Genomic DNA, 26,697 nt, shown 5'->3' on the forward strand with positions numbered 1-26,697 from the left:
AGGATGGACGTGAACGAGAATCCCTCCGGGGGCGAGCGCGCCCTGGATGCGCTGCTCGCTGACGCCGTACGGGTCGGCGACGTCGACCCGGATTCGCAGGGCCGAGCGGTCACCGCGTTCCGCAGCGCGCGGGACGCGGGCGCCCACCGGACGCGCACCCGCCGCCGCGACGACTGGCGTCCCCGCGTACGCCGCCGCGCCCTCGGCTCCCTGCGCGCGGCGGTCGGCGCGGTCCTCGCCAGCCTGCTGCTCGGCGGGGTCGCGATCGCCTCCATCGGCACGTCCGGCCAGGACGCCCCCGCCCCGCCGAAGAAAACCTCCGACCGGACCCGCCCCTCCCCGGCAGTCCCGTCGCCACAGCCCTCTGCCCCGTCGAAAGCTCCCGCGCCGAGCGCTGAGCCGAGCACCCGCCCGGGCAGCAAGGCAAAGGCCGACGACAAGGGCAAAAAGAAGGGCAAGCGCTCCGAGCACCCCCGGGGATCCCACGGCCGCCCGACTGACTTACCCCCGAAGCCCTCCAAGGCACACGGCAAGCACTGAGACGCCGGGGGCGGGGCCCCTTTAGGGGCGCGGGGAACTGCGCGACAAGCCACAACGAACCCGCAGACGAAGAAAAAACCCGGCGGCGAAAGCCGCAATCCAAGGCCGCGGGGCAACCAATTCACCCGCCAAGGCCTCTGCCAAGGTGAGCGGCCGGGGTCGCCACCCCCCACAGGAGAGACCCCGGCCGTCACGCGGCACGGACCGCACGCGGCCCGTACTCCCTTCAGCGCCGCGCGTGCGTTTTCTGTCACACCGCGTTGTGTCACGCGCTAGTTGCGCGTTGTACCAAACATGGACGTGAGCCCACTTCAGCCCGTAGCGTGCTGCTTCGCGCCAGGCTGCGGGGGCAGGACCGCAACCGGTGGAGGCGCCTAGGGAGAAGTTGTGCTGGGGGACGACGCGGAACTGACCGCCGCGGTGCTTGCGGCACAGGACGGGGACGAGACCGCGTTCCGGACTGTGTACCGCGCTGTGCACCCGCGGTTGTTGGGCTACGTACGGACGCTGGTCGGAGACCCGGACGCGGAGGATGTCGCGTCCGAGGCCTGGCTGCAGATAGCCCGTGACCTGGACCGGTTCAGCGGTGACGCGGACCGGTTCCGCGGCTGGGCCGCACGCATCGCGCGCAACCGCGCGCTCGATCACATACGCATGCGGGGCCGCCGCCCCGCGATAGGCGGCGACGAGACCGAGCTGACCGGGAAGCCGGCCGACGCGGACACCGCGGGCGAGGCGATGGAGTCCCTGGCCACCGGCGACGCGCTCGCGCTGATAGCCAAGCTGCCGCAGGACCAGGCCGAGGCGGTCGTCCTGCGCGTGGTCGTCGGGCTCGACGCCAAGAGCGCGGCCCAGACCCTCGGCAAGCGCCCGGGAGCGGTCCGCACGGCCGCGCACCGCGGCCTGAAGCGGCTCGCGGAGCTGCTCGGCACGGACGGTCCGTTGAACCCGGACGCGCTGGACGCCGTGCCTCCGCAGAGAGAGGCGCGTGGGCGTGCGGTGACATCCGCCGGTGTGACGCAATCGCGTTCGCGGGCGCAGAAGGACATGTGATGGCCGACGAGGATTACAGGTGGCTGAACCGCGACGCGGCGGAGCGTTTGCTGAGCGGTGAGTCCTTCGACGGCGCCGACCATCACACGCGGGAGCGGGCCGAGCGGCTCGCCAAGACCCTGGACTCGCTGACCGCCGACGAGCGTGTGCTCGCGGGTCCGCCCGGTGATCTCTCCGCCGAACTGCCTGGTGAAGCCGCCGCCCTCGCGGCTTTCCGGGAGGCCCGTGGCCTTTCCGCAGGGGCCTCTTCTACGCGCGTTGGAGCGGGGCAAACCGTACAAATCGTCGGCTCTGCCGAGCCCCGGCGCCCGACCCGCTGGGGTCGCCCCATGCGCTTCGGGCTCGCCGCCGTCCTTGCGGGCTGCATGATCGGCGGTGTCGCCGTCGCGGCCGGTACGGGCGTGCTGCCCTCGCCGTTCGGCGGCCGGGACGAGAAGGGCCCCGCGGCCTCCGCGTCGCCCGTCGCGCCGCCGCAGCCGCTGGAGTCGGCGACCGGCGGGGCGAGCACCGCACCGGACGTCGAGCCCGACGACGTACACACGACACCGGACGGCAGCTCGCGCGAGCCCGGCAGCAGCGCGCCGCCGCGCTCGCCCGAGGCCTCCGCGGGCGCGTCCCAGGGCGGCGGCTCCCAGCAGCCCGGCACCGGCGATCCGCAGCGCGAGGACGAGGCCGCCGACTGGCGCAAGAAAGTGGTCGCCGCCTGCCAGGACCACCGCAACGGCGAACTCCGGGGCGAGAAGAAGCGCCGCCTGGAGAAACTCCTCGGCGGCTCCGAGGGGATCACCGAGGCCTGCAACCGCGTGCTCGGCGACGGCGACGGCGGCGACCGCGAGGGCGGCGGCAGCGGTGGCGGCAGCGGCGGTGACGACGACGGCGACAACGGCGGCGACGGCGACAAGGACGGCGACGGATCGTCCGGCAACGACCCCGAAGGCAACGGCGGCGCCAACCCGGTCCCGCCGATCGTCGCGCCGACCAGCTCGCGCACCCCCACCCCCACGGCGTCCTACAGCGCCAAGCCGGTGCTGCCCTCGGCCACCGCCACCTCCTCCTCCACCTCCACGGGATCCTGACCAGCGGGCTTTTCCCCTGGTCGCACCGCTGATCCGTTCAAGGTGTGACGTTTTTTGAAGCAGTGACGCAGTAACAAGTGAGCCGACTGGTCATCGGCCCGCGCACGAGCCGGGGGTTCCCCCCGTACCTTTGGCTCCGTGCCACCAGCGTGGGCGGGAGACGTTCCCCCGATCCCGCCCACGCTGCTTAATCCTTCGCCCGTAGCGGGCTCACTTGTAGACGACGACCTTGTCGCCGTTCCTGACCTGCGCGAACAGGCTCCCGATCTTCTTCTCGTCGCGTACGTTCACACAGCCGTGCGAGGCGCCGTTGTAGCCGGTCGTCGCGAAGTCCGACGAGTAGTGCACGGCCTGGCCGCCGCTGAAGAACATCGCGTACGGCATGGCGGTGTCGTACAGCGTCGAGACGTGATGCCGGGACTTCCAGTACACCTCGAACGTGCCGTCGCGGGTCGGCGTGTACTGCGAGCCGAACCGCACGTCCATCGTCGACACGGCCTTGCCGTCGATCATCCAGGTCAGCGTGCGGCTGGCCTTGCTGATGCACAGGACGCGGCCGTTCAGACAGCGCGGATCGGGCTTCGACGGCGGGATGCCGCCCCCCGAGTAGAGCTCGAACTTGGTCGGCTTGTGCGTCATGCCGAGCAGCTTCTGCCAGGTCACGGTGTCCGTGGTCCCCGTGCGGGGCAGCCCGCGCTTGCCCTGGAAGCCCTTGACCGCGGTGGCGGTGGACGCGCCGTACGTCCCCGAAGGGTTCTCGTAGAGCCAGGCGATCTGCCGCAGCCTGGCCTGCAGCTCCCGCACCTGGGGGCCGCTCGCGCCCCGGTCGAGCAGGGTCTTGGGCGGCGGCTTCGGCGCCGCGGCGGGCTTCTCGCCGCCCTTGTCGGATCCCTTGCCGGCGCCCTTCTTGTCGCTGTCCCCGTCCCTGTCCCCGTCCCCGGGCTTCGTCGTGGAGATCCGCACGGGAGGTTGCGCCTTCCCGTCCGTATCGACGGCCTGTGCCGTACATCCGCTGACCAGGGCGGCCATGACCACGGCCCCCACGCCTATCGCGCCCTTGCGCACAACGACCCCCGTTGTCGATCGACGAACCCGCCAAGAGTGTTTCCCGCGAGTGACCACCCCTGAACGTTGCCGCATGCTGGAGGCAGCCCACTAGTAGGAGGCGCCGAGAGATGTCCCACGAGCCCCGCGAGTCCGGCCCCCGTGAGTCCGGCTCCCGCGAGTCCGAGTCCGGACTGCCCATCGAGCCCGTGTACGGCCCGGAGGCCCTCGACGGCTGGGACCCCGCCCAGAAGCTGGGCACACCGGGCGCCTACCCCTACACGCGCGGCGTGTACCCCTCCATGTACACGGGCCGCCCCTGGACGATGCGCCAGTACGCGGGCTTCGGCACGGCCGTGGAGTCGAACGCCCGCTACCAGCAGCTGATCGCGAACGGCACGACCGGCCTCTCCGTAGCCTTCGACCTGCCCACCCAGATGGGCCACGACAGCGACGCGCCCCTCGCGCACGGCGAGGTCGGCAAGGTGGGCGTGGCGATCGACTCGGTCGAGGACATGCGGGTCCTGTTCGACGGCATCCCGCTGGACAAGGTCTCGACGTCGATGACGATCAACGCCCCCGCGGCCCTGCTGCTCCTGATGTACCAACTGGTCGCCGAGGAGCAGGGCGTCACGGCCGACCGCCTGACGGGCACGGTCCAGAACGACGTCCTGAAGGAGTACATCGCCCGCGGGACGTACATCTTCCCGCCCAAGCCGTCCCTCCGCCTGATCGCGGACATCTTCAAGTACTGCCGCGCCGAGATCCCGAAGTGGAACACCATCTCGATCTCCGGCTATCACATGGCGGAGGCGGGCGCGACGCCCGCGCAGGAGATCGCGTTCACCCTTGCCGACGGCATCGAGTACGTACGGACCGCGGTGGCGGCCGGCATGGACGTGGACGACTTCGCGCCGCGCCTCTCCTTCTTCTTCGTGGCGCGTACGACGCTCCTGGAGGAGGTCGCCAAGTTCCGTGCGGCCAGGCGGATCTGGGCCCACGTCATGCGCGAGGAGTTCGGCGCGAAGAACCCGAAATCCCTGATGCTGCGCTTCCACACGCAGACCGCCGGCGTCCAGCTCACCGCCCAGCAGCCCGAGGTGAACCTGGTCCGGGTCGCGGTCCAGGGCCTTGGCGCGGTGCTCGGCGGCACCCAGTCGCTGCACACCAACTCCTTCGACGAGGCGATCGCGCTCCCCACCGACAAGTCGGCCCGCCTTGCCCTGCGTACGCAGCAGGTCCTGGCGTACGAGACGGACGTGACCGCCACCGTGGACCCGTTCGCCGGTTCGTACGTCGTCGAGAAGCTGACGGACGACGTGGAGGCGGCCGCTCTCGCGCTGATGGAACGGGTCGAGGACCTGGGCGGCGCGGTCGCCGCGATCGAGCACGGCTTCCAGAAGAACGAGATCGAGCGCAGCGCCTACCGCATCGCCCAGGAGACCGACTCCGGCGAACGCGTGGTGGTCGGCGTCAACCGCTTCCAGCTGGACGCGGAGGAGCCCTACGAGCCCCTCCGCGTGGACCCGGCCATCGAGGCCCAGCAGGCCGCCCGCCTGGCGAAGCTGCGGACGGACCGCGACCAGGCCGCGGTGGACGCGGCGCTCTCCTCGCTCCAGGAGGCGGCGAAGGGCGACGCGAACGTCCTCTACCCGATGAAGGACGCGCTGCGGGCGCGGGCGACGGTGGGCGAGGTGTGCAATGCGCTGCGGGAGGTGTGGGGGGCTTATGAGCCGATGGAAGCGTTCTGACCAGGGGGGTTACTCGAATGGGTGATGCGGGGCGGAATGACGGCGGAGGCGGTTACTCTCATGAAGAGTGCTCCCGAAAGGAGGCTGACATGGCCGTGATAATGCATGAGACGTCGCTCGCCGATGCTGCCGACCGCCTCTGGGAAGAGCTGCCCGGACACCGGGTGGAGATCCTCAACGGGAGCATTGTTGTGACACCGCCGCCGGATGGCTCGCACCAGGTGACCCTGTCCCGCCTCACCAGGAGGTTCTACGACGCAGGGACAGACGAAGCAGGCGTCGAGCCTGTGCAGGGGATCGGCCTCTGGCTGCCGACCGGTCCTGACGATTATGCGGTGCCCGACCTCTCCATTGTCGATATTGACTTCAGGGATGAGGCCGTCGAGAAGAACTGCTACGCCCCGCATGTGTTCCGGCTGGTCATGGAAGTGACATCGTCCAACTGGGGCAACGACCTGGTGACGAAGGTCGAGACCTACGCCAGGACGCGCATCCCCGTATACGTCGTCGTCGACCGAAAGCACGACGAGGTGCTGGTGTACTCGGACCCCGACGGGGACGAGTACGTGACCTGCTCCCGCTACAAGCGTGGCCAGACCGTCCCCGTCCCCCCGTCCGTAGGCGTCACCCTCGACCTCTCCGTGGACACCCTCCTCGACGGCGACTGACCGTCCGCTGAGCGGACGCCGTCCCCCGCTGTCGCAAGCCCGTGCGAGACTCCGCCCATGCTGGGTGTCATCGATCTTCCGACCTATCTCGCGGGCCTCGTCCTCATCATTCTGCTGCCGGGACCGAACTCGCTGTACGTGCTCTCCGTCGCCGCCCGGCGCGGCATACGCACCGGCTATACCGCCGCCGCGGGTGTCTGGTGCGGGGACACCGTGCTCATGACCCTTTCGGCGGCCGGCGTTGCGTCCCTGCTGCAGGCCAACGCCGTGCTCTTCGGGATCGTGAAGTACGCCGGTGCCGGGTATCTGACCTGGCTCGCGGTCGGGATGCTGCGGGCCGCGATCGGCATGTGGCGGGCGCGGCGCGAGCAGTCCGTGGAGCAGGCGGACGGGGCGGGCGGCTCGATGGAGCGGCCGTTCCGCCGGGCCCTGGTGATCAGCCTCCTGAACCCGAAGGCCATCCTCTTCTTCATCGCCTTCTTCGTGCAGTTCGTGGACCCCGGGTACGCCTATCCCGCGCTCTCGTTCCTCGTGCTCGGGGCCCTCGCCCAGGTGGCGAGCGTTCTCTACCTGACGGCTCTGATCTTCAGCGGAACCAAGCTGTCGGCCGCCTTCCGCCGCCGCAAGCGGCTCTCTGCCGGGGCCACTTCGGCGGCGGGTGCGCTGTTCCTCGGGTTCGCGGTGAAGCTGTCGCTCGCCGGCGTCTGAGCGTCGGCTCAGTGGTGCCAGGCGTCGCCTCCCACGTTGTGGATCATGCGCTGGAGGACCTTGAGGGTGCGGATGTACTCCTCGTCCGTGATGCCCTCGTGGATCTCCGCACGCGTCTTCTGCTGGCGCGCGGCGGTGTCGTCCCGGAGCCTGCGGCCCTCGTCGGTGATGCGGAGCCGGCCGTCGGTGTCCTCGGTGAGCAGGGCGCGGTCGTGCAGGGCGCTGATGTTGTGGTGCAGGGAGGCGTCGCCCACGCTCAGGTAGCCGCGCAGGGTTTCCACCACCTCCGCCTTGTCGCGGCCGTCAGCGGTGTTGATCTGGTTCAGGATCCACCACTGGGGCTGGGTGAGCCCGGCCTCGGCCAGCATGGTGCGGATGTGGTGGACGACGGCCTCTCCCGCCGCCGTTGCCCAGTAGCCGATGGGCTGGTCGATGAGTTCTTCGTCGCTGTGGGAGTACGTGAAAGTGGTCATGCCCAGAACTTAGAACCTCAAGTTTGATTGAGGTCAACTGCCTTGGTGGATCAGCCTGAAGTAGTCCGTCAGGCCCGTCGTGTCCTCGCCTGCCCAGCCGACGTACCCGTCGGGGCGTACCAGGAAGAGGCCCTTGCCGTAGGGCGGGTAGGCGTCGATGCGGCACGTGTGGACCAACTCATCGTCCAGCAAAGGGAGTTCGGCGTCAGTGCCGACCGTGAGGAGCGTGAAGTGCGGGCCCCTGAACGCGTCGAACAGCCTCCTCCCGGCGTACGGCCCGTCCGGTGCCCGGTCGCCCGCCCGCAGCGCCCCCTCCGCAAGGCCGGTGCGGGTCTCCGCCGTGAGTGAGCTGTCCCGGTAGCCGAGGCCCAGCTGCCGGGTGGCCGCCCCGCGCCGTTCCTCGCCCCGGTGGATGCGGGTGGAGAGGCCCAGCATCTGGGCGGCGTTGGGAAGGCGCTCCTCCTCGTAGGTGTCGAGGAGGGCCTCCGGTGCGCCGCCCCGCAGGACCGCGCCCAGCTTCCACCCCAGGTTGTAGGCGTCCTGGACGCTGGTGTTCAGGCCCTGCCCGCCCGCGGGGGAGTGCACATGCGCCGCGTCCCCGGCCAGGAACACCCGCCCGTCGCGGAAGCGGTTCGCCATCGCCGCGCGCGGCCGGAAGTCGGACGCCCACCGCACCTCGGTGACGTCATCGGCGGCGAGATGGGTGCGGGCCGCGACGACCGCGCGTACACCGTCGAGCGAGGTGTCGGGAGCCGTCCCGTCCGTGAACTGGGCCGTCAGCTGGAAGTCCTGGGTGCCCGGCAGCGGGCAGATCGCCAGGAACCCCGTGCCATCGGCCGTGGGCGCGAACATGTGCCAGTTGTCGCGGTCCAGGGCGGGGATGCGGACGTCGGCGACGAGGATCGGATGCGGGTCCACGGTCTCGCCCGTCATGCCGATCCCCAGCGCCGCCCGCACGGTGGAGCGGCCGCCGTCGGCCGCCACGGCGTAGGCGGCGCGGACGGTCCGCCCGTCCGAGAGGTGGGCGGTGACGCCTTCCCCGTCCTGCGTCAGACCGCTCAGCTCGGCGCCGAACTCCACGTCGCGGCCGCCGAGTTCGTGAAGCCGGGCGGACAGGATCTCCTGGGTGCGCCACTGGGGGAGCAGCAAGGGGCTTGCGTACGGGGCGTCCGGCGTCGCCTCCGTCGCGTCGAACATCCGGTGCTCGCCCTGCCGCTCGCCGCCCTGCCAGACCATGCCGACCGGGGCCGGGCCGCCCGCCGCGAGGGCCGCGTCGATGATCCCGAGGTCGTCGAAGACCTCCTGGGTGCGCGGCTGGATGCCCTTGCCGCGTGAGCCGGGGAAGAGGGCGTCGGCCCGCTCGACGACCAGGGCCCGCACGCCGCGCCGGGCAAGATCGCAGGCGAGGGTCAGACCGGTGGGGCCGGCGCCCACGATGAGTACGTCCACCGTCAGGGGAGTTTCCTTAACGCTGTTAAGTGCCATGCCCCGAGCCTGCGCTTAACGGTGTTAAATTGTCAAGGTGGCTACGACACCGCTGGACCGGACCCGAGTGGCGCGCACCGCGCTGAAGCTCCTGAACGAGACGGGGCTCGACGGGCTCACCCTGCGCGCCATCGCCAAGGAGCTGGACGTCAAGGCACCCGCGCTGTACTGGCACTTCAAGGACAAGCAGGCGCTGCTCGACGAGATGGCGACGGAGATGATGCGCCGCATGACCGAGGACCTCGCGGCGGACGCGGAGGCCGCGCCGGACGCCGACTGGCGGACCGCACTCGCCGCCTCGATGCGGGGCCTGCGGCGGCATCTGCTGATGTACCGGGACGGCGCGAAGGTCTACAGCGGCACGCACTTCACCGACACGTCGTACGCCGAGCCCATGGAGGCCCATCTGCGCATGCTCACCGGCGGCGGGTTCACGCCCGGCGGGGCGGCCCGTGCCTGGGCCACGGCGTACAGCTACACGATCGGATACGTCATCGAGGAGCAGGCCATGGGCCCGGACCCCGCGAAGGAGGCGGGCGGCTACGACCTGGAGGCCCGCGCCGAGCGGCTCGCCGCCTATCCGCTGGCGGCGGCCGCCGGGCAGGAGATGTTCCGCGACTACGACGCGGGGTTCGAGAAAGGGCTCACCGCGATCGTCGCCGGGATCGCGGCGACGATGCGATGAGCGCTGGGGTCCCTGGGGCGCATCACTTCCGAGCCGTCAGCAGCCCCGTCCTGATCATGGGCGTGAGGCGCTCCTCCACGAAGCGGTTGAGCAGCCAGGCGAGGGCCAGCATCGCCCCGATGGTCAGGGCGAACGTCGCGTACGACGGGAGGCCGAGCCCCCGGTGCAGCGCCGCCACCGTCACCCAGCCCAGGTGCTCGTGCACCAGGTAGAACGGGTACGTCAGCGCTCCCGCCACCGTCAGCCACTGCCAGTCGACGCGGTGCAGCGCGCCGAGCGCGATCAGCAGGACGGCCGCGAAGCCCGCCGTCACGACGGCGATGATGCCGAACGACGTGCGGTAGGAGAAGAAGTCCGGGTTCGGGGCGTGCCAGAGCCGGGAGACCGCGTAGTGCTGGCCGATCAGCCAGCTCACCCCCACGATGCCCCAGGCCGTGAGGTCCCTGCGGTCGCGGTGGACGAGGTAGATGCCGATGCCGCCGATGAAGAAGGGCGCGTACTCGGGCATCAGGACGAGGTCGAGCAGCGGCTCGTTCGCGCCCTCCGCGACCGCCGCGGCCAGGGTCCACACCGCGCAGAAAAGGATCACGCGGGCCCGGTTCGCGCCCGGCAGGACCACGAAGAGCGCGAAGAGCGCGTAGAAGCGCAGCTCGGCCCAGAGCGTCCAGCAGACCCCCAACACCCGGTCCACGCCAAGCGGTTGCTGCAGCATGGTGAGGTTCACGAGCGCGTCGCTCGGGGCGACCGCCTCGTAGGTGACGACGGGCAGTGCGAAGACCGCTGTCACCAGGATGATCGCGGCCCAGTAGGAAGGGAAGAGCCGGGAGACGCGTGACGCGAAGAAGGACCGCAGCGGGCGGCCCCAGCCGCTCATGCATATGACGAAGCCGCTGATCACGAAGAAGATCTGCACGCCCAGGCAGCCGTACGCGAACCAGTTGTGCGCCGTGGGGAATTGAAGCTGCGGAGAGCTGCCCCAGGCCTCGGTGATCTCGCCGTCGCGGCCGCCGTAGTGGTAGGCCGCGACCATCAGCGCCGCGATCAGCCGCAGCCCGTCGAGGGCTCTGAGCCGTGGGCGCGCGCGCCTGGCGGCCGGGGCCGGTATCGCGCGCGAAAGGGTCTCCGCCCCCGGGGAGTGCTTCGGGAGCGTGGTGCCGGGAGAACTCATCCGAGCGCGGTCCGCTTGATGGTGCGCTTGACCGAGCGGGCCCGCCGGGCGACCCGGCGTACGGCCGCGTTGCGCGGGATGAACGACAGCTGCGAGGGCAGCGCGCCGGGCAGCGCGAGCGCCGTCAGGCGGCGCCGCTTGAAGTACCGCCAGGTGTGCGGCGAGAGATGCTGCGACAGATAGCGCTCGGCGGCGGTCCGCCGGCGCGGATAGATCTGCGGCTGCATGGCGAAGCCGACGGCGACGAGCAGCTCGCCGAGCCGGGCTGTGGGCATGCCGGGCTGGCGACCGGTGACCGCGCCCTTGTCCATGAGATCCGGCAGCAGCGCGTCCACGATCGTGACCGGTACGCGATTGCTGTTCTGGTAGGGCGCGAGGCGCTCCAGGAGGGTCTCCGTGCCGGTGCGCGCGACGGGGAGGTTGTACAGCGCGGACGCGGTGAGCAGGCCGGTCGAGAAGCAGCCGATGACCAGGGCCGGGCGCATCCGCTGGTAGAGCACCTCGGCGAGCACCGGCGAATCGAGGACGGTCAGCTCGACGCCGATCGCCTCCGCCTCCTTTTCCAGGAGCCGTGACCAGCGGGCGGGCGCGCTCGGGTGCGGCTTGAACACCACGCGGGTGTGGCCGAGTTCGGCGGCGCCGCGCACCATGCGTACGTGCAGCTCCTCCTCTTCCTCGGCGGTCAGGATGCCGAGGGCGGAGAGGTACTGGCCGAGCAGCAGGGCCGGTTCGGCGACGGCGGGGATGTTCGCGATGTCCGTCTCGGTGTCGGCCAGCTGCTCGAGGACCTTCACGAAGGCCTCGGTCGGCACGATCTCCGGCGGTACGTCGAACTCGGTCAGGAGCAGCGGGGTCAGGCCCGGCACCAGGTCCAGGTGGAGCAGCCGCCGTACGCGCGTGCCGACCAGCGGGTCGATCTTGTTGCGGGTGGGGCCGTAGCTCATCAGGCCGTCCGCGTAGACGTCCACGGGCGCGCCCGTGAAGATCTGCGCGAGCGCGAGCGCCGGGTTGACCTGGATCGACTCGACGGCCAGCTCGACGGCGTCGTCACCGAGGTCCCACAGGAGCCGGAAGTACCGCTCCCACATCGGGATGTCGTCGGAGCGCGGGCTCCAGCCGCCCGGATGAAAAGGGCAGATGGCCTCGTTCCAGGAACGTACCTCGTCGAACCGGTCGCGCAGCCGCGCGAACCCCGGCATCTCGTCCACGGCGACCGTCGTCTCCGGGGTCGCCGCGTTATTGCTGACCAGCAGGATCCGCCGGTCGGCGGGGCCGAACCGGTCGGCGTCGATCGCGGCGGCCAGCGTCGCCGTGCCGTACAGCGTGGACGCCATGAAGATCTGCGTCTTCGCCATTACGCGGCCACCTCCGCCGACACCGGACGCCGGCGCAGTCGGCGAAGCCGCGTGGCCCGCTGTATGTCCATGGAGTCGAGGGCGTCGTCGAGGACACCCTGCGGCATCCGCTTCAGCGCGGCCGCACTCATTGACTTCAATTTCCGCGCCACAGGTGGCTCGAACCTTTCGATGGATCCCAGATGGTGGGAAATGATCGCGCAGTAAGTACGGACGGCCTTGGGCAGGAGTTTGTCCGCGTCGCGGTCCTCGGCGGTTTCCCGTACGACCTGGTCGAATGCCCGGATGAAATCGAGCTGACGTACGTCGCCGATCTGCGTCAGTGACGATGCGACGCCGCGCCGATAGAACACACCGAGCAGCCCCACCGCGGCGAACGACTCCGCCTCGCGGTGCAGGCGCCAGATCCACGGCCGGTCCTCCGCGGTGCGCAGGCCGTCCGTGAAGTGCAGCAGGCCGCGGTCGGCAAGGCGCCGGTGGTAGATGCCCGCCCAGGCGTACGCGTAGTCGACGGACGTCGAGCGGTCGGCGGGCAGGATCACCTCCCGCGGCGACATCGCCACACCGCGCAGACCGTGCGGGACACGGTGGACGCTGCGCGCCCGCGCGGTGCACTGCACATGGTCGGTGCGCACGAAGTCGCACCCCAACTGCTCGATGGAATCGACGAGTTGGGCGTAATAGCCGGGCGCGAGCCAGTCGTCACCGTCCAGGAAGGTGAGGTACTCGCCGCGTGCCGCGTCAAGGCCCGTGTTGCGGGCGGTCGCCAGACCGCCGTTCGTCTCATGTCTGAGATGGACGGCGCCGGGCAGCTCGCGCGCGGCACGCTCCAGAATCTCTGGAGTCTCATCCTTCGAACAGTCGTCGACGAGAATGAATTCGAAGTCTTCGCGTGCGTTCGCCCGCAGACTCTTCAAGGTGTCGGGCGCGTATTGCTGCACGTTGTAGAACGGCACGATGACGGAGAGCTTAACCACGTGGGTGACGTTAGGTGTCGGCCCGGCATTCGTCTTGACCGATGGTGAGATGTCAGGTGAACGACGCATGGCGGAATGGTTAACCCGGCTGCTTGCCAGCGGTTTCCCGGGCTGATTCGCCATTCGTCGGCATGCTGTTAACCGTTTGTTGCACCTGAGTTGGGCCGCGAATCGAAATGCCTTCCTAGCGTCCTTCCTGTGCCAGTAAGCAACAGCGGGACGACACGGATCACCGTGCTCGCCGACTCCGACACCCGGTGGAAATGGGGTGCGCTCACCGCGAGCCGCCTCACCGGCGGGGACCCGGACACGCGCCTCGACGGACGCCTCCTGAGGGGCCGGGCCACGCCCACCGTCCGTCAGCTCGAAGAGGTCGGGGTGCGCGCGGACTCGCTCCGCGAGGTCACCGCGATCGAGTTCCTGCGCGAGGTCGAGCGCGAAACGCCCGACGTGATCGTGCTCGCCCTCGTGGGCGGCGCGGTCCAGGCGGTGCTGCACGGACTCGCCCGTATCGCGGAGGACTCCACGGCCCCGGGCAAGCGTCCCGTCGTCGTCACCGGCTATGTCGGCGTCGTCTACGAGAAGCTCGCCGACGGCCTGCTGCTTCGGCACGGCGCGGACGTCGTCCTCGCCAACTCCCGCCAGGACGCGGAGCGTTTCCGCGCCGTGTACGAGGGAGTGGGCGCCGACGCGGCATCGGTGACGGAGGCCGCGCTGCCGTTCCTCGGCGGTTCGGTGTACGAACAGCACGACCCGTACACCGTGGTCTTCGCCGCGCAGCCCTCCGTGCCGGAGAGCCGCGAGCAGCGCACCTACCTGCTGCGCCGCATGGTCGAGCACGCACGCCTGCACCCGGGCCGCGAGGTCCTGATCAAGCTGCGCAGCAAGCCCGGCGAGCACACCACGCACATCGAGGAACTGCCGTACCAGAAGCTCGCCAAGGGCGAGAACCTGCCGCCCAACTGCCGTCTGGTGTACGGGAACATGGGCGAGGTACTCGACCGCACCGACCTGCTCGTCACGGTCAGCTCCACCGCCGCGCTCGAATCCCTGCACCGCCGCATCCCCACCGCGGTCCTCACCGACCTCGGGGTGCGCGAGGCGCTCGGCAACCACCACTTCATCGGCTCCGGATGCCTGACGTCCTGGGACGAGATCGACGCGGGGCACAGCCCCGAGGCCGCTCCGGAGTGGGTCGCACGGCAGGGCGTCGCGCCCGACGGGACGTACGACAAGGCCTTCGACGAGGCGCGGGACCGGGTCACCGAACTCCTGGCGCAGCCCGAACTGCCGCCCATCGCCCCGTACTACAGCCTCACCACGGCCCCCGGATACCTCCCCGGCATCCTGGCCCGCCACCACCTCGGCCCGGACGGCGCCCCGCTGCCCGGCGCACCCGCCGGGGACCGCGAGCCGGGCCCGGTGCGCCAGGCCGTCCGCAGCGCGGCGCGCGGCGCCTACCGGCACGGGGTGCAGCGCGTGGCCCCCGTCATCCGGCGGATGGGCGAGCTGTGATCCCGCCGCAAGGCCTCCCCTCCCCAGGTCTCCCCAGTCAAGGCACCCCCCAAGGAGCCCCCATGTCCCACCCCCACCCAGCGGGAACCCCCGTACGCCGTGTCCTCGCCGTCATCCCGGCCCGCGGCGGCTCCAAGGGCGTCCCCGCCAAGAACCTCGCACCGGTCGGCGGTGTGCCGCTTGTGGCGCGCGCCATCCGTGAGTGCCTGGCGGCGCGGCTCGTCACGGACGTCGTGGTCTCCACGGACGACCACGTGATCGCCGAGGCGGCACGGTCCGCCGGCGCCGAGGTGGTCCTGCGCCCCGCCGCGATCGCGGGGGACACCGCGACCAGCGAGGCGGCGGTGCTGCACGCGATGGACGCGCACGAGACGCTGCACAGTGCCTCCGTGGACGTGGTCCTCCTCGTCCAGTGCACCAGCCCCTTCATCGTCCGCGAGGACGTCGACGGCGTGGTCGGCTCGATCATCGACGGCGGCGCGGACACGGCGCTGACCGTGGCGCCCTTCCACGGCTTCGTCTGGCGGGACGCCGACGACGAGCCCGCGGGCCTCGGCGCACAGCGCACCGGCGAGCTCGGCGGCACCACCAAGGTCGCCAACTCCACGGCCACCGACGGCGGTTACGGCGTCAACCACGACAAGTCCTTCCGCCCGCGCCGCCAGGACCGTCCCCAGGACCTCCTGGAGACCGGCGCGGTCTACGGCATGGACGTGGCGGGCTTCCGCGAGCACAAGCACCGCTTCTTCGGCCGCACCGAGCTCGTCCGTACGGACCCGGCGCGCGTCCTGGAGATCGACGACCCGCACGACCTCGCCCGGGCCCGCGCGCTCGCCCCGCTCTTCGACGCCGACCGGGCCGACGCCCTTCCGACCCGCGACGACATCGACGCGGTCGTACTCGACTTCGACGGCACCCAGACCGACGACAGGGTGCTGATCGACTCCGAAGGACGGGAATTCGTCTCCGTGCACCGCGGGGACGGACTCGGCATCGCGGCCCTGCGTGATTCGGGGCTGCCGCTGCTGATCCTGTCCACGGAACAGAACCCGGTCGTCGCCGCACGGGCCCGGAAGCTCAAGATTCCGGTCCTGCACGGCATCGACCGCAAGGACCTCGCACTCAAGCAGTGGTGCGAGGAGCAGGGCATCGCTCCCGAGCGCGTGCTCTACGTCGGCAATGACGTCAATGACCTCCCGTGCTTCGGCCTTGTCGGCTGGCCCGTGGCGGTCGCGAGCGCCCACGACGTCGTACGCGGCGCCGCACGCGCGGTCACCGCTCTCCCCGGTGGTGACGGCGCGATCCGAGAGATCGCCGCATGGATCCTCGGCCCCTCCCTCAACAAGTAAGGAAAGTTCCTGCCATGAGCTCCAACTCCCGTCTGCGCACCTTCGGTTCGAAGACCGCCGGCCCTGGTCAGCCCGTCTACATCACCGGCGAGATCGGCATCAACCACAACGGCGAGCTCGACAACGCGCTCGCGCTGATCGACGTGGCCGCCGACGCCGGCTGCGACGCGGTCAAGTTCCAGAAGCGCACCCCGGAGATCTGCACCCCGCGCGACCAGTGGGACATCGAGCGCGACACCCCCTGGGGCCGGATGACGTACATCGACTACCGCCACCGCGTGGAGTTCGGCGAGTCCGAGTACCAGGCCATCGGCGAGCACTGCGCCAAGCGCGGCATCGACTGGTTCGCCTCCCCGTGGGACACCGAGGCCGTCGCCTTCCTGGAGAAGTTCGACGTCCCGGCCCACAAGGTCGCCTCCGCGTCGCTGACGGACGACGAGCTCCTGCGCTCGCTCCGCGCCACGGGCCGCACGGTCATCCTCTCGACGGGCATGTCGACCCCGAAGCAGATCCGCCACGCGGTGGAGGTCCTCGGCTCGGACAACATCCTGCTCTGCCACGCCACGTCGACGTACCCGGCGAAGGCGGAGGAGCTGAACCTGCGCGTCATCAACACCCTGCAGCAGGAGTTCCCGAACGTCCCGATCGGCTACTCCGGCCACGAGACGGGCCTGCAGACCACGCTCGCCGCGGTCGCCCTCGGCGCCACGTTCGTCGAGCGCCACATCACCCTCGACCGCGCCATGTGGGGCTCGGACCAGGCCGCTTCGGTCGAGCCGCAGGGCCTGACCCGCCTCGTCCGCGACATCCGCACCATCGAGGCGTCCCTCGGTGACGGCGTCAAGAAGGTCTACGAGTCGGAGCTCGGCCCGATGAAGAAGCTGCGCCGCGTCGCGGGCGTCGTCGCCGAGGCCGAGTCCTCTGCGGATGCCGACCTCGAGCCGGTCGCGGTCTGAGCGCGCTGACGCTCTTACCGGACCTTTCACCGGGACTCCTTACAACAAGGACAGGACACGGTCATACGACGATGAGCCCCCGACCCGGGCCGACGGCCCCCACCGCCACGCTCCGCTCGACTCTCGCGTTCGTGGAGAGCCCTGTGCAGCTCCTCAACGTCCTTGAGTGGGCGCATACGGCGGGGGCGACCGGCCCGGCCGGGGGACTCACCGTCGTCGTCCTCTCCCCGAACGACCCCATGAGCCGCGGCCAGTTGCGCCGTATGGCCCAACTCGCCCGCGACGAGGGCCTCAACGTCCGCTGGGAGGAGGCGCGCGGCGGCCCGGCCGCACCCTTCCACACGATCGGCGGCCTGACGGGCGCGCTGCGATCAGCGGACCGCATAGTGATCGGCGACCCGTTCTCGCGCTATGTGCAGTTGCTGTTGACCATCACCAGGGCGCGCTCGCTGGTCGTCGTGGACGACGGCACGGCGACGATGGAGTTCATCTCCCAACTGGCTGCCGGTGAACGGCTGGTGCGCTGGCACCGCCGTGGCGGCCGCCCCGGCGTACGCGACATCGCCTTCGCCCCGATCTCGTCCTCCGCACGCCGCCGCCTGACCCCCGGCGGCAGGCGCACGGTGGAGGTCTTCTCCTCCATGCCGATCGACTCGGCGCCGCCGGGGGTCGTCATCACGGCGAACACCTTCTCCTGGACCCGCGAACGCTTCGGCCCGCCGCGGGTGTCGAAGGGCGCGGACCTGGTCGGCACGTCCCTCGTCGAGACGGGCGTGGTGGACCCGGACAGCTACTTGGAGGCGGTCCGCTCGCTGGCCCGCACTCACGGGGCGACGCGCTACTTCGCGCACCGCCGCGAAAGCTCCGAGAAACTCCACCGCCTGGCGGTGGAGACGGGCCTGCAGGTGGTCCGCCCGGACCTCCCCCTGGAACTGATCGCCCGCCGGGGCCCGATCGGCCGCACGATACTGAGCTTCCCGTCGACGGTGGTCCACACGCTGCCGTTGGCCCTTGCGGGCACGGAGGTCAGGGTCGCGGTCTGCGACATCGACCCGGCCTGGCTGACGGAGAACGCCTCACCGCGCGCCCAGGGCTTCCTCTCCGGGGTCACAGGAACGGCCCGCGACGTCCAACGCCTGGCTTCGGTGGCCTCGGCGGGGGCGCCGGCTACGGCGTGATGCCCGGAACCGCCAACCTCGGGACAACCGGGCGGCCCCGGTACGAACACCACCACCGGCCCACCAAAGCCCCGCTCAAGAAGTGCTCAAGTTTACCCAGCTCAACCAGGAGCCATGCGCCACGCGGCCACTTTTTCTTACCCTATCGGGCTGAACTTTTGTTGATCGTGGGTCAGTTGGCCCCTGCCTCGCCCTACCCTTCAAAGGGTGAACCAACTGATGTCACGAGAGTCCGAGGCCGACCTGCCCGGGGAAGCAGGCGGCGCAGCCGGGGAAGCCGTGCTCCCCGGCGCGCTCCCCGACGACCTGCGCGCCGAACTCATCGCCTTCCGACGCGACTTGCACATGCACCCGGAGCTCGGCAACCAGGAGTTCCGCACCACCGCCGCCCTCAAGGCCCGGCTCGAACTCGCGGGTCTCAAGCCCCGCGTACTCGACATCGGTACGGGACTCGTATGTGACATCGGTATTGATCAGGGCGGCAAGGAGAGCGGCGGCGCGCGGCCCATGCTCGCCCTGCGCGCCGACATCGACGCGCTGCCCATCCCGGACACCAAGCTCGGCGTTCCGTACCGCTCCACCGTGCCCGACCGCGCCCACGCCTGCGGGCACGACGTGCACACCACCGTGGTGCTCGGGGCCGGGCTCGTCCTTGCCGAGCTGGCCAAGAAGGGGCAACTCCCGCATCCCGTACGGCTGATCTTCCAGCCCGCGGAGGAGGTCCTGCCGGGTGGTGCCCCCGACGCCATCGAGTCCGGAGTGCTCGAAGGGGTCGGGCGGATCATCGGCGTGCACTGTGATCCCCGGGTCGACGCGGGGCGGATCGGGCTGCGGCACGGCGCCATCACCTCCGCCTGCGATCGGTTGGAGGTGTCGCTGGACGGGCCGGGCGGTCACACCGCCCGGCCTCACCTCACCACCGATCTCGTCACCGCCGCTGCCAAGATCGTTACGGACGTACCGGCGCTTGTCGCCCGTCGGATCGACGCCCGGTCCGGGCTTGCGGTGACCTGGGGGCGGATCGAGTCGGGGCACGCCTGCAACGTCATCCCGCAGCACGCGGAGCTGTCCGGGACCGTCCGGTGTCTGGACCTGAAAGCCTGGCGGCAGGCGCCCGACCTCGTACACGGCGCCATCCAGGAGACCGCCGATCTCTACCGCGCCAAGTCCGAGGTGAATTACATCCGGGGTGTCCCGCCCGTCGTCAACGACCCTGATGTGACCGACCTGTTGAGGGACGCCATGGAGCGGCGGCGTGGGCCGCACTCCGTCGAGGACACCGAACAGAGCCTGGGGGGAGAGGACTTCAGCTGGTATCTGGAGCACGTTCCCGGCGCCATGGCCCGCCTCGGTGTCCGTGCGCCCGGCGAGCGCACCGTCCGCGATCTCCATCAGGGCGACTTCGACGCGGACGAGTCGGCGATCACGGTCGGCGTCGAGCTCTTTACCGCTGCTGCTCTCCTCGACGCCTCGCGGTAGTCGAAGGCCGCCGCTGGCCCGCTATGGGCCGGTTGCGCCGGACCCGTTCATCCGGACGTAACCGGCCCTCGGCACGAATAGGTAACGGCAGTGCGAAACCCCGTTCCCCTCCCTTTCTACGCGCGTTACTGTGCGCCGCAATCAGCGCCGTCAACGGCGCGTCGGGGAACGTAAGGGGTGCGTCCTATGCGTTTGCGTCGTGGATCAAGGATTTCCCAACTGGCCGTCGTCGTGGCGTCTCTCGCCCTCGCCGCATCGGCGTGCGGCAAGACCAGCAACGAGGCCTCGGAGGACGAGGGCGACGACAAGGGTGGGTCGTCGTCTTCCGAATACAAGGGGAAAGGCATAGGGCTCGCGTACGACATCGGGGGGCAGGGCGACCAATCGTTCAACGATGCCGCGTACTCCGGCTACGAGAAGGCCCGCAAAGACTTCAAGATCGGCGGCGTGGACATGGAGCCGGGCGACGGCGAGTCCAGCGCCGACAAGACCCAGCGCCTTGAGCAGCTCGCCCGGCAGGGCTACAACCCCGTCATCGGCGTCGGATTCGTCTACGCGCCCGCCGTGAAGGAAGCCGCCAAGAAGTTTCCCAAGGTCACCTTTGGGATCATCGACGACAACACGGTGAAGGCCGAGAATGTCGCCGATCTTGTGTTCCACGAGGAACAGGGGTCCTATCTCGCCGGTGTCGCCGCCGCCAAGGCGACCAAGGTCGATCACGTCGGATTCATCGGCGGTGTGGACATCAACCTCATCCACAAGTTCGAAGCCGGCTTCGTGCAGGGCGTGAAGTCCGTCGACCCGAAGATCAAGATCGAGAAGCGGTATCTGACGGAGAAGCCCGAGGAAGGCGGCTTCGCCAGCCCCGACAAGGGGCAGAACGCGGCGAGCGGTCAGATCGAGGCGGGCGCCGATGTGCTCTACCACGCGGCGGGGCTCTCCGGGCAGGGCGTCATCCAGGAGGCCGGCTCGCAGAAGGTGTGGGCGATCGGCGTCGACTCCGACCAGTACAAGCAGAAGGCGCTCGCCAAGTACAAGGACTACATCCTCGGGTCCGCCCTCAAGGACGTCGGCGGCGCCGTCTACGACCTGACGAAGTCGGTCGTCGAGGGCAAGCCGATGACGGGCGAGCAGCGCTACGACCTGAAGTCGGGACGTGTCGGGTTCGCCGACTCGAATCCGAAGTACACGGCGATGAAGGACGTGGTCGCCGCCGTGGAGAAGGCCAAGAAGGACATCGTCGACGGCAAGGTCACCGTCGAGACCGTCCCGTAGTTCCCAGGTAAAGGGCAGGGAGTCCCGCAGGCCAGAGCGGCCGGGGCACCCTGCCCTTTGTCATGCCGCCGCAACGCCCTGTGCATGGCGCCGCAACCTCGCGGCCACAGCTCGATAACGGACGGGACAGAAGGGTTCTTATGTCAGGTCTACGCGCGTTACGCTGCGGCGAAATCAGCGCCAGGTGAGGCGCTCGTACGTGCTTGTGCTTGCTTGTACAAAGGAGTTCCTCTCTATGCGCCGGGTTTCCAAGATCGCAGCCGCGAGCGTCGCGACCGCCGCCCTCGCCCTCTCCGCCACCGCCTGCGGTGGCACGTCCAGCGACGCCGCCGGCTCCAAGAGCGACGGCAAGGGCAAGGGCGTCGCCATCGCGTACGACGTCGGCGGCAAGGGCGACCAGTCCTTCAACGACGCCGCGACCGCCGGCATGGACAAGGCCGCCAAGGACCTGAAGGTCGGCTCCAAGGCCGTCGAGCCGACCGACGGCGAGTCCGACGCGGACAAGTCGCAGCGCCTCACCGAGCTCGCCAAGCAGGGCTACAACCCGGTGATCGGCATCGGCTACGCGTACGCGCCCGCCGTGAAGGAGGTCGCCGAGAAGTTCCCGAAGGTCACCTTCGGCATCGTCGACGACGCCACCATCAAGGCGGACAACGTCTCCGACCTGGTCTTCAACGAGGAGCAGTCCTCGTACCTGGCGGGCGTGGCCGCGGCCAAGGCCACCAAGACCAAGACCGTCGGCTTCATCGGCGGCGTGAACAACAACCTGATCCGCAAGTTCGAGGCCGGCTTCGTCCAGGGCGTCCAGGCCACCGACAAGTCGGTCAAGATCAAGCGCCAGTTCCTCACCGAGAAGGCCGAGGACGGCGGCTTCTCCAGCCCGGACAAGGGCAAGGAAGGCGCCAGCGGCCAGATCGAGGACGGCGCCGACGTGGTCTACCACGCTGCCGGTCTCTCCGGTCAGGGCGTCATCGAGGCCGCCGCCGCCGAGAAGGTGTGGGCGATCGGCGTCGACTCCGACCAGTACAAGCAGAAGGCCCTGGACAAGTACAAGAAGTACATCCTGACGTCGGCGACCAAGGACGTCGCCGGGGCGGTGTACAACCTGACCAAGTCGGTCCAGGATGGCAACGCCAAGGGCGGCGTGGTCCGTGCGGACCTGAAGTCCGGTGGCGTCGCGCTCGCCGACTCGAACCCCGAGTTCAAGAAGATGAAGGACCTGCAGGCCGAGCTGAAGACGGCCGAGCAGGGCATCATCAGCGGCAAGATCAAGGTCAAGATCACGCTGTAACAGCGAAGTCGCTGCCGCGGAACGGGGTGTGGGGGACGATGGTTCCCCCGCGCCCCGTTCGCGCGGCCGACACCTCAACTCCCGTTGAACCAGGGGCGCTACGCGCGTAGGTGGCCCCTTTCCTTAAGACTCCCGAGGACTCCCGAGGAGAGTGCGCCATCGACGCGTCCACTAGTCCCGACAAGGGCACGACCACCGCCCAGGCCACTGCCGTCGAACTCGACGGCATCACCAAGCGCTTCCCAGGCGTGGTGGCCAACCATGACATCCGCCTGAGCGTCCGCAAGGGCACCGTGCACGCCCTCGTCGGTGAGAACGGCGCGGGCAAGTCGACCCTGATGAAGATCCTCTACGGCATGCAGAAGCCGGACGAGGGCACCATCACGGTCGACGGCGAGCAGGTCAGTTTCTCCAGCCCCGCCGACGCCATCGTGCGCGGCATCGGCATGGTGCACCAGCACTTCATGCTCGCCGACCAGCTGACCGTCCTGGAGAACATCGTTCTCGGCAGCGAGAAGCTGCACGGCATCGGCGGCGCGGCCCGCCGCAAGATCGTGGAGATATCCGAGCGGTACGGCCTCGGGGTGCGCCCCGACGCGATGGTCGAGGACCTCGGTGTCGCCGACCGGCAGCGCGTGGAGATCCTCAAGGTCCTGTACCGCGGCGCCACCACGCTGATCCTCGACGAGCCCACGGCCGTGCTCGTGCCGCAGGAGGTCGACGCGCTCTTCGACAACCTGCGCGAGCTGAAGTCCGAGGGCCTGTCCGTCATCTTCATCTCCCACAAGCTGGGCGAAGTCCTCTCCGTGGCCGACGACATCACCGTCATCCGGCGCGGTACGACGGTGGGCACGGCGGTCCCGTCCGAGACGACGCCGCGGCAGCTGGCCGAGCTGATGGTCGGCAGCGAACTGCCCACCCCCGAGACCGCGGAGTCGACGGTCACCGACCGCCCGATGATCCAGGTCGAGAGCCTCAAGCTGCTGGCCGACGGTGAGTCGGGCCGCGCGCTCCTCGACGACATCTCCTTCACCATCCACGAGGGCGAGGTCCTCGGCCTCGCGGGCGTCGAGGGCAACGGCCAGACCGAGCTGATCGATGCGCTCATCGGCCTCAAGCACGCGGACTCCGGAGTGATCCGGATGGCCGGCCAGGACATCACCGCCGAACCGACGCGCAAGCGCCGCGAGGACGGCATCGGTTACATCCCCGAGGACCGCCACCGCCACGGCCTCCTCCTGGAGTCGCCGCTCTGGGAGAACCGCATCCTCGGCCACGTCACCGAGAAGCCCAACACTCGCGGCAAACTGGGATTCTGGCTGGACCCCAAGGGCGCCCAGGCCGACACCCGCCGCATCGTCGCGGAGTACGACGTCCGTACGCCCGGCATCGACGTCACCGCGGCCTCCCTCTCCGGCGGCAACCAGCAGAAGCTGATCGTCGGCCGCGAGATGAGCCACAAGCCGCGCTTCCTGATCGCCGCCCACCCCACCCGCGGTGTGGACGTCGGCGCGCAGGCCCAGATCTGGGACCAGATCCGCGAGGCACGGCGTGAGGGACTCGCCGTACTCCTGATCTCGGCGGACCTCGACGAGCTGATCGGCCTCTCCGACACCCTCCGCGTGATCTACCGCGGACGGCTCGTGGCGGACGCCGACCCGGCCACCATCACGCCGGAGGAGCTCGGTTCGGCGATGACCGGCGCCGCGTCGGGCCACCTGGAACACATAGAAGAAGGCCCCGAAGTGCCGGAGGACGAGGCCCGATGAAGAAGTTCGACAAGGAGCGGGTGCTCCTCGCGGTGGCCGGTCCGGTCATCGCGCTCATCGCGGCCGTGGCGCTGACCTCGGTCGTGCTGCTCGCATCGGGCAAGAGCCCGATCGAGCCGTACACCCTGATGTTCGAGCAGGCCACCTACTCCGACATCCAGGTCCTGATCATCAACCAGGCCGGCATGTACTACCTGGCCGCGCTCGCGGTCGCCGTCGGCTTCCGGATGAACCTCTTCAACATCGGCGTGGACGGCCAGTACCGCCTCGCCGCGATGGCGACCGCGGTCGTCGGCGCGCATGTCGCCCTCCCCGCGCCCCTCCAGATCCCGCTCCTGATCCTGGTCGCCATGCTCACCGGCGCCTTCTGGGCCGGCATCGCGGGCATCCTCAAGACCACCCGCGGGGTCAGCGAGGTCGTCGCGACGATCATGCTCAACGCCATCGCGACGAGCCTCATCGGCTACCTCACCCTCACCGAGAACTTCGGCGTCCCGGTCGGCAACAACCAGACCACCGGCGAGATGTCCAAGTCCGGCTGGTTCCCCGGCATCAGCATGGGCGACTCCGGCGAGATCTACGGCTTCGTCGTCATCGCCGCGCTTGCCGGCGTCCTGTACTGGCTGATCCTCAACCGCACCCGCTTCGGCTTCGACCTGCGCGCCACCGGCGCCTCCCAGTCGGCAGCCGCGGCCTCCGGTGTGAACGCCAAGCGCATGGTGCTCAGCGCCATGCTGATCTCCGGCGCGGTCGCGGGCCTCGCGGGCATGCCGATCCTGCTCGGCGACGTCCACACCTACAGCCTCAGCTTCCCCACGGGCCTCGGCTTCACCGGCATCACCATCGCCCTGCTCGGCCGCAACAACCCGGTCGGCATCGCCTTCGCCGCGCTGCTCATCGCCTTCCTCGACAAGGCGTCGCCCGCTCTCGACTACGCCACTCCGGTCGCGTACGACAAGGAGATCGCGGTGATCATGCAGGGCCTCATCGTGATCGCGGTCGTCGTGTCCTACGAGGCCGTACGCCGCTGGGGGCTCCGTCGACAGCAGCAGCGCGTCGGTGAGGAGCTGGCCGCAGCAGCCCGCGCCAAGGGCAAGGGCAACGGCAACGGAAACAACGACACCGTGAAGGAGGTGGCTGCCCGATGAGCTCGGCAATCGTGGCCAAGCCCCCGGCCAAGCAGCCCGCGCCGGGCCGCCGCCGCATCTCGCTCCCCATACTCCTGCTGGTCATCGCGGGTGTGCTCGTCCTGACGTCCGTGGTCCGCCTGATCACCGACGCCGACGGCATCACCTCCACCGGCCAGATGTCCACGGCCCTGCGTCTCGCGGTGCCGATCGGCCTCGCGGGCCTCGGCGGTCTCTGGGCCGAGCGCGCCGGCGTCGTCAACATCGGCCTCGAAGGCATGCTCATCCTCGGCACCTGGTTCGGCGCGTTCGCCGGTTACCAGTGGGGCCCGTGGGTCGGCATCCTCTTCGGCATCCTGGGCGGCGCGATCGGCGGCCTGCTGCACGCGATCGTCACGGTCACCTTCAACGTCAACCACATCGTCTCCGGTGTGGCCATCAACATCCTTGCCCTGGGCGCGACCCGCTACCTCTCCACCTTCGCCTTCGAAGGCAAGGAGGGTGGTACGTCCAAGCAGTCGCCGCCCGTCGAATCGCTCGGCAGCTTCTCCGTGCCGGGCCTCTCCGACTGGCTGCAGGACCTCAACGAAAAGCACTGGTTCCTGGTCTCCGACCTCGCGGGCCTGCTCGGCGGCCTCTTCACCGACCTCTCGCCGCTCACCGTCATCGCCGTCGCGATGGTGCCGCTGAGCTGGTGGGTCCTGTGGCGTACGGCGTTCGGCCTGCGCCTGCGGTCCTGCGGCGAGAACCCGGTGGCCGCCGAGTCCCTCGGCGTGAACGTCTACAAGTACAAGTACCTGGCAGTGATCATCTCCGGTGGCCTTGCGGGCCTCGGCGGCGCGTTCCTCTCCCTGGTCGCCTCCAACATCTACCTGGAGGGCCAGACCGGCGGCCGCGGCTACATCGGCCTCGCCGCGATGATCTTCGGCAACTGGATGCCGGGCGGACTCGCGCTCGGCGCCGGCCTGTTCGGTTACACCGACAGCCTGAAGCTCCGGGGCGGCGGCACGAACGTCCACGCCCTGCTTCTGCTGCTCGCGATCCTGCTGGTCATCGGCGCGATCTACCTCCTCTGGCGCAAGCGCTACATCCCCGCGGTGATCACCGCGGCCGTCTCGGCGCTGATGTTCGCGTGGTACGGCTTGACCGACGAGGTGCCCAACCAGGTCGTCACCGCGACGCCGTACGTCGTCACGCTGCTCGTGCTCTCGCTCTCCGCCCAGCGGTTGCGGATGCCGAAGGCGGACGGCCAGCCCTACCGAAGGGGACAAGGAAAGTGACCGACACCGACTGGGACGCGCTGCGGGATGCTGCGCGCGAGGCCATGTCCCGTGCGTACGCGCCCTACTCAGGCTTCCCGGTCGGTGCCGCGGCCCTCGTGGACGACGGCCGCACGGTGTCGGGCTGCAACGTGGAGAACGCCTCGTACGGCCTGGGTCTGTGCGCGGAGTGCGGCCTGGTGTCGCAGCTCCAGCTCACCGGCGGCGGCCGCCTCACCCACTTCACCTGTGTGGACGGCAAGGGCGAGATCCTGATGCCGTGCGGCCGCTGCCGCCAGCTGCTCTACGAGTTCGGCGGCGCGACGCTCCTCTTGGAGACGGCCGCCGGTGTCCGCACCCTGGGTGAGATGCTCCCGGACCCGTTCGGCCCGCAGCACCTCAACTGACGTACGGCCTCTGCCTGTTGCTTCGCGGCGGGCGGGGGCCGTCTTCACTCGGTGACTCTATGCGCGTAGAGTCACTCAATCTCAATCTCAAGCTCACCGTTTTAGGCGC

24 protein-coding genes are annotated in these 26,697 nt (G+C 69.7%); 18 read left to right on the forward strand and 6 right to left on the reverse strand.

Annotated features, from left to right (window positions below):
- The first annotated feature begins 3 nt into the window (after positions 1-3).
- From OG453_RS22655 to OG453_RS22665, 3 genes are all read left to right on the forward strand, one after another.
- Positions 4-540: a hypothetical protein gene (locus tag OG453_RS22655; RefSeq protein WP_266870248.1), complete on the forward strand. Its 537-nt coding sequence runs from the start codon at positions 4-6 to the stop codon at positions 538-540.
- Between the two features lie 387 nt (positions 541-927).
- A complete protein-coding gene (locus tag OG453_RS22660) occupies positions 928-1,593 on the forward strand; it encodes an RNA polymerase sigma factor (RefSeq protein ID WP_266870249.1) in 666 nt (221 codons plus the stop codon).
- Positions 1,593-2,669, forward strand: coding sequence for a hypothetical protein (locus tag OG453_RS22665; protein ID WP_266870250.1), 1,077 nt, complete (start codon positions 1,593-1,595; stop codon positions 2,667-2,669). The genes OG453_RS22660 and OG453_RS22665 overlap by 1 nt, the downstream gene beginning before the upstream one ends.
- A 210-nt stretch (positions 2,670-2,879) precedes the next feature.
- On the opposite strand, the gene OG453_RS22670 is transcribed toward OG453_RS22665, so the two are convergent.
- On the reverse strand, positions 2,880-3,698 hold the full coding sequence (locus OG453_RS22670) for a L,D-transpeptidase family protein (RefSeq protein WP_266873092.1): 819 nt from the start codon (positions 3,696-3,698) through the stop codon (positions 2,880-2,882).
- A 146-nt stretch (positions 3,699-3,844) separates the two neighbouring features.
- Here OG453_RS22670 and OG453_RS22675 point away from each other — a divergent pair, with 146 nt between their 5' ends.
- The 3 genes from OG453_RS22675 to leuE all read left to right on the forward strand — a co-directional run bounded on the left by OG453_RS22675 (position 3,845) and on the right by leuE (position 6,840).
- Positions 3,845-5,464: a methylmalonyl-CoA mutase gene (locus OG453_RS22675; RefSeq protein WP_266870251.1), complete on the forward strand. Its 1,620-nt coding sequence runs from the start codon at positions 3,845-3,847 to the stop codon at positions 5,462-5,464.
- An 89-nt stretch (positions 5,465-5,553) separates the two neighbouring features.
- Positions 5,554-6,132 carry a Uma2 family endonuclease gene (locus OG453_RS22680; RefSeq protein ID WP_266870253.1) on the forward strand — a complete coding sequence of 193 codons (579 nt, stop codon included), beginning with the start codon at positions 5,554-5,556 and terminating at the stop codon, positions 6,130-6,132.
- 57 nt (positions 6,133-6,189) lie between these two features.
- On the forward strand, positions 6,190-6,840 hold the full coding sequence (leuE, locus tag OG453_RS22685) for a leucine efflux protein LeuE (protein WP_266870255.1): 651 nt from the start codon (positions 6,190-6,192) through the stop codon (positions 6,838-6,840).
- A gap of 8 nt (positions 6,841-6,848) precedes the next feature.
- Here leuE and OG453_RS22690 read toward each other — a convergent pair whose 3' ends face one another.
- Together OG453_RS22690 and OG453_RS22695 are read right to left on the reverse strand one after the other, a co-directional pair.
- Complete coding sequence (locus OG453_RS22690; RefSeq protein WP_266870256.1) at positions 6,849-7,313, reverse strand: MarR family winged helix-turn-helix transcriptional regulator; 465 nt, start codon at positions 7,311-7,313, stop codon at positions 6,849-6,851.
- Between the two features lie 33 nt (positions 7,314-7,346).
- Positions 7,347-8,798 (reverse strand): FAD-dependent oxidoreductase, encoded by a 1,452-nt coding sequence (locus OG453_RS22695; RefSeq protein WP_266870257.1) that lies wholly within the window; start codon positions 8,796-8,798, stop codon positions 7,347-7,349.
- Positions 8,799-8,835: 37 nt separating this feature from the next.
- Between OG453_RS22695 and OG453_RS22700 the strand changes: the two genes are divergently transcribed.
- On the forward strand, positions 8,836-9,483 hold the full coding sequence (locus tag OG453_RS22700) for a TetR/AcrR family transcriptional regulator C-terminal domain-containing protein (RefSeq protein WP_266870258.1): 648 nt from the start codon (positions 8,836-8,838) through the stop codon (positions 9,481-9,483).
- A 22-nt stretch (positions 9,484-9,505) separates the two neighbouring features.
- On the opposite strand, the gene OG453_RS22705 is transcribed toward OG453_RS22700, so the two are convergent.
- The 3 genes from OG453_RS22705 to OG453_RS22715 are packed head-to-tail and all read right to left on the reverse strand — an operon-like array spanning position 9,506 to position 12,983.
- On the reverse strand, positions 9,506-10,651 hold the full coding sequence (locus OG453_RS22705; protein ID WP_266870259.1) for an acyltransferase: 1,146 nt from the start codon (positions 10,649-10,651) through the stop codon (positions 9,506-9,508).
- Positions 10,648-12,006, reverse strand: a complete 1,359-nt coding sequence (locus tag OG453_RS22710) for an alpha-2,8-polysialyltransferase family protein (protein WP_266870261.1) — start codon at positions 12,004-12,006, stop codon at positions 10,648-10,650. The genes OG453_RS22705 and OG453_RS22710 overlap by 4 nt, the downstream gene beginning before the upstream one ends.
- The gene (locus tag OG453_RS22715) at positions 12,006-12,983 is read right to left on the reverse strand and encodes a glycosyltransferase family 2 protein (RefSeq protein WP_266870262.1); all 978 of its coding nucleotides are present in this window, start codon (positions 12,981-12,983) and stop codon (positions 12,006-12,008) included. Before OG453_RS22715 ends, OG453_RS22710 begins: the two co-directional genes overlap by 1 nt.
- A 198-nt stretch (positions 12,984-13,181) precedes the next feature.
- On the opposite strand from OG453_RS22715, the gene OG453_RS22720 reads away from it, so the two are divergent.
- The 11 genes from OG453_RS22720 to OG453_RS22770 all read left to right on the forward strand — a co-directional run bounded on the left by OG453_RS22720 (position 13,182) and on the right by OG453_RS22770 (position 26,588).
- The gene (locus OG453_RS22720) at positions 13,182-14,498 is read left to right on the forward strand and encodes a DUF6716 putative glycosyltransferase (protein WP_266870263.1); all 1,317 of its coding nucleotides are present in this window, start codon (positions 13,182-13,184) and stop codon (positions 14,496-14,498) included.
- A gap of 62 nt (positions 14,499-14,560) precedes the next feature.
- Positions 14,561-15,847: an N-acylneuraminate cytidylyltransferase gene (locus tag OG453_RS22725; protein WP_266870264.1), complete on the forward strand. Its 1,287-nt coding sequence runs from the start codon at positions 14,561-14,563 to the stop codon at positions 15,845-15,847.
- 14 nt (positions 15,848-15,861) lie between these two features.
- A complete protein-coding gene (locus OG453_RS22730) occupies positions 15,862-16,803 on the forward strand; it encodes an N-acetylneuraminate synthase family protein (protein WP_266870265.1) in 942 nt (313 codons plus the stop codon).
- 71 nt (positions 16,804-16,874) lie between these two features.
- Positions 16,875-17,981, forward strand: a complete 1,107-nt coding sequence (locus OG453_RS22735) for a hypothetical protein (protein ID WP_266870266.1) — start codon at positions 16,875-16,877, stop codon at positions 17,979-17,981.
- A 219-nt stretch (positions 17,982-18,200) separates the two neighbouring features.
- Entirely contained in the window at positions 18,201-19,460 is a 1,260-nt protein-coding gene (locus OG453_RS22740; RefSeq protein WP_266870267.1) for a M20 family metallopeptidase, read from the forward strand.
- A gap of 192 nt (positions 19,461-19,652) precedes the next feature.
- Complete coding sequence (locus tag OG453_RS22745) at positions 19,653-20,735, forward strand: BMP family protein (protein WP_266873093.1); 1,083 nt, start codon at positions 19,653-19,655, stop codon at positions 20,733-20,735.
- 235 nt (positions 20,736-20,970) lie between these two features.
- Positions 20,971-22,026 (forward strand): BMP family protein, encoded by a 1,056-nt coding sequence (locus tag OG453_RS22750; protein ID WP_266870269.1) that lies wholly within the window; start codon positions 20,971-20,973, stop codon positions 22,024-22,026.
- Between the two features lie 158 nt (positions 22,027-22,184).
- The gene (locus OG453_RS22755; RefSeq protein ID WP_266873094.1) at positions 22,185-23,795 is read left to right on the forward strand and encodes an ABC transporter ATP-binding protein; all 1,611 of its coding nucleotides are present in this window, start codon (positions 22,185-22,187) and stop codon (positions 23,793-23,795) included.
- The gene (locus tag OG453_RS22760) at positions 23,792-24,943 is read left to right on the forward strand and encodes an ABC transporter permease (protein WP_266870270.1); all 1,152 of its coding nucleotides are present in this window, start codon (positions 23,792-23,794) and stop codon (positions 24,941-24,943) included. The genes OG453_RS22755 and OG453_RS22760 overlap by 4 nt, the downstream gene beginning before the upstream one ends.
- Positions 24,940-26,202 carry an ABC transporter permease gene (locus OG453_RS22765; RefSeq protein WP_266870271.1) on the forward strand — a complete coding sequence of 421 codons (1,263 nt, stop codon included), beginning with the start codon at positions 24,940-24,942 and terminating at the stop codon, positions 26,200-26,202. The genes OG453_RS22760 and OG453_RS22765 overlap by 4 nt, the downstream gene beginning before the upstream one ends.
- Positions 26,199-26,588, forward strand: coding sequence for a cytidine deaminase (locus OG453_RS22770; RefSeq protein ID WP_266870272.1), 390 nt, complete (start codon positions 26,199-26,201; stop codon positions 26,586-26,588). The genes OG453_RS22765 and OG453_RS22770 overlap by 4 nt, the downstream gene beginning before the upstream one ends.
- The last annotated feature ends 109 nt before the right edge of the window (positions 26,589-26,697 follow it).

Origin of the sequence: Streptomyces sp. NBC_01381, from assembly GCF_026340305.1 — a bacterium.
Lineage (GTDB): Bacteria > Actinomycetota > Actinomycetes > Streptomycetales > Streptomycetaceae > Streptomyces.

Bases quoted from the DNA above. Each gene is read 5' to 3' on its own strand.
- OG453_RS22655 (WP_266870248.1), top strand. From the start codon at position 4: ATGGACGTGAACGAGAATCCCTCCGGGGGCGAGCGCGCCCTGGATGCG.
- OG453_RS22665 (WP_266870250.1), top strand. From the start codon at position 1,593: ATGGCCGACGAGGATTACAGGTGGCTGAACCGCGACGCGGCGGAGCGT.
- OG453_RS22670 (WP_266873092.1), bottom strand. From the start codon at position 3,698: ATGGCCGCCCTGGTCAGCGGATGTACGGCACAGGCCGTCGATACGGAC.
- OG453_RS22675 (WP_266870251.1), top strand. From the start codon at position 3,845: ATGTCCCACGAGCCCCGCGAGTCCGGCCCCCGTGAGTCCGGCTCCCGC.
- OG453_RS22680 (WP_266870253.1), top strand. From the start codon at position 5,554: ATGGCCGTGATAATGCATGAGACGTCGCTCGCCGATGCTGCCGACCGC.
- leuE (WP_266870255.1), top strand. From the start codon at position 6,190: ATGCTGGGTGTCATCGATCTTCCGACCTATCTCGCGGGCCTCGTCCTC.
- OG453_RS22690 (WP_266870256.1), bottom strand. From the start codon at position 7,313: ATGACCACTTTCACGTACTCCCACAGCGACGAAGAACTCATCGACCAG.
- OG453_RS22695 (WP_266870257.1), bottom strand. From the start codon at position 8,798: ATGGCACTTAACAGCGTTAAGGAAACTCCCCTGACGGTGGACGTACTC.
- OG453_RS22705 (WP_266870259.1), bottom strand. From the start codon at position 10,651: ATGAGTTCTCCCGGCACCACGCTCCCGAAGCACTCCCCGGGGGCGGAG.
- OG453_RS22710 (WP_266870261.1), bottom strand. From the start codon at position 12,006: ATGGCGAAGACGCAGATCTTCATGGCGTCCACGCTGTACGGCACGGCG.
- OG453_RS22725 (WP_266870264.1), top strand. From the start codon at position 14,561: ATGTCCCACCCCCACCCAGCGGGAACCCCCGTACGCCGTGTCCTCGCC.
- OG453_RS22730 (WP_266870265.1), top strand. From the start codon at position 15,862: ATGAGCTCCAACTCCCGTCTGCGCACCTTCGGTTCGAAGACCGCCGGC.
- OG453_RS22735 (WP_266870266.1), top strand. From the start codon at position 16,875: ATGAGCCCCCGACCCGGGCCGACGGCCCCCACCGCCACGCTCCGCTCG.
- OG453_RS22740 (WP_266870267.1), top strand. From the start codon at position 18,201: ATGTCACGAGAGTCCGAGGCCGACCTGCCCGGGGAAGCAGGCGGCGCA.
- OG453_RS22750 (WP_266870269.1), top strand. From the start codon at position 20,971: ATGCGCCGGGTTTCCAAGATCGCAGCCGCGAGCGTCGCGACCGCCGCC.
- OG453_RS22760 (WP_266870270.1), top strand. From the start codon at position 23,792: ATGAAGAAGTTCGACAAGGAGCGGGTGCTCCTCGCGGTGGCCGGTCCG.
- OG453_RS22765 (WP_266870271.1), top strand. From the start codon at position 24,940: ATGAGCTCGGCAATCGTGGCCAAGCCCCCGGCCAAGCAGCCCGCGCCG.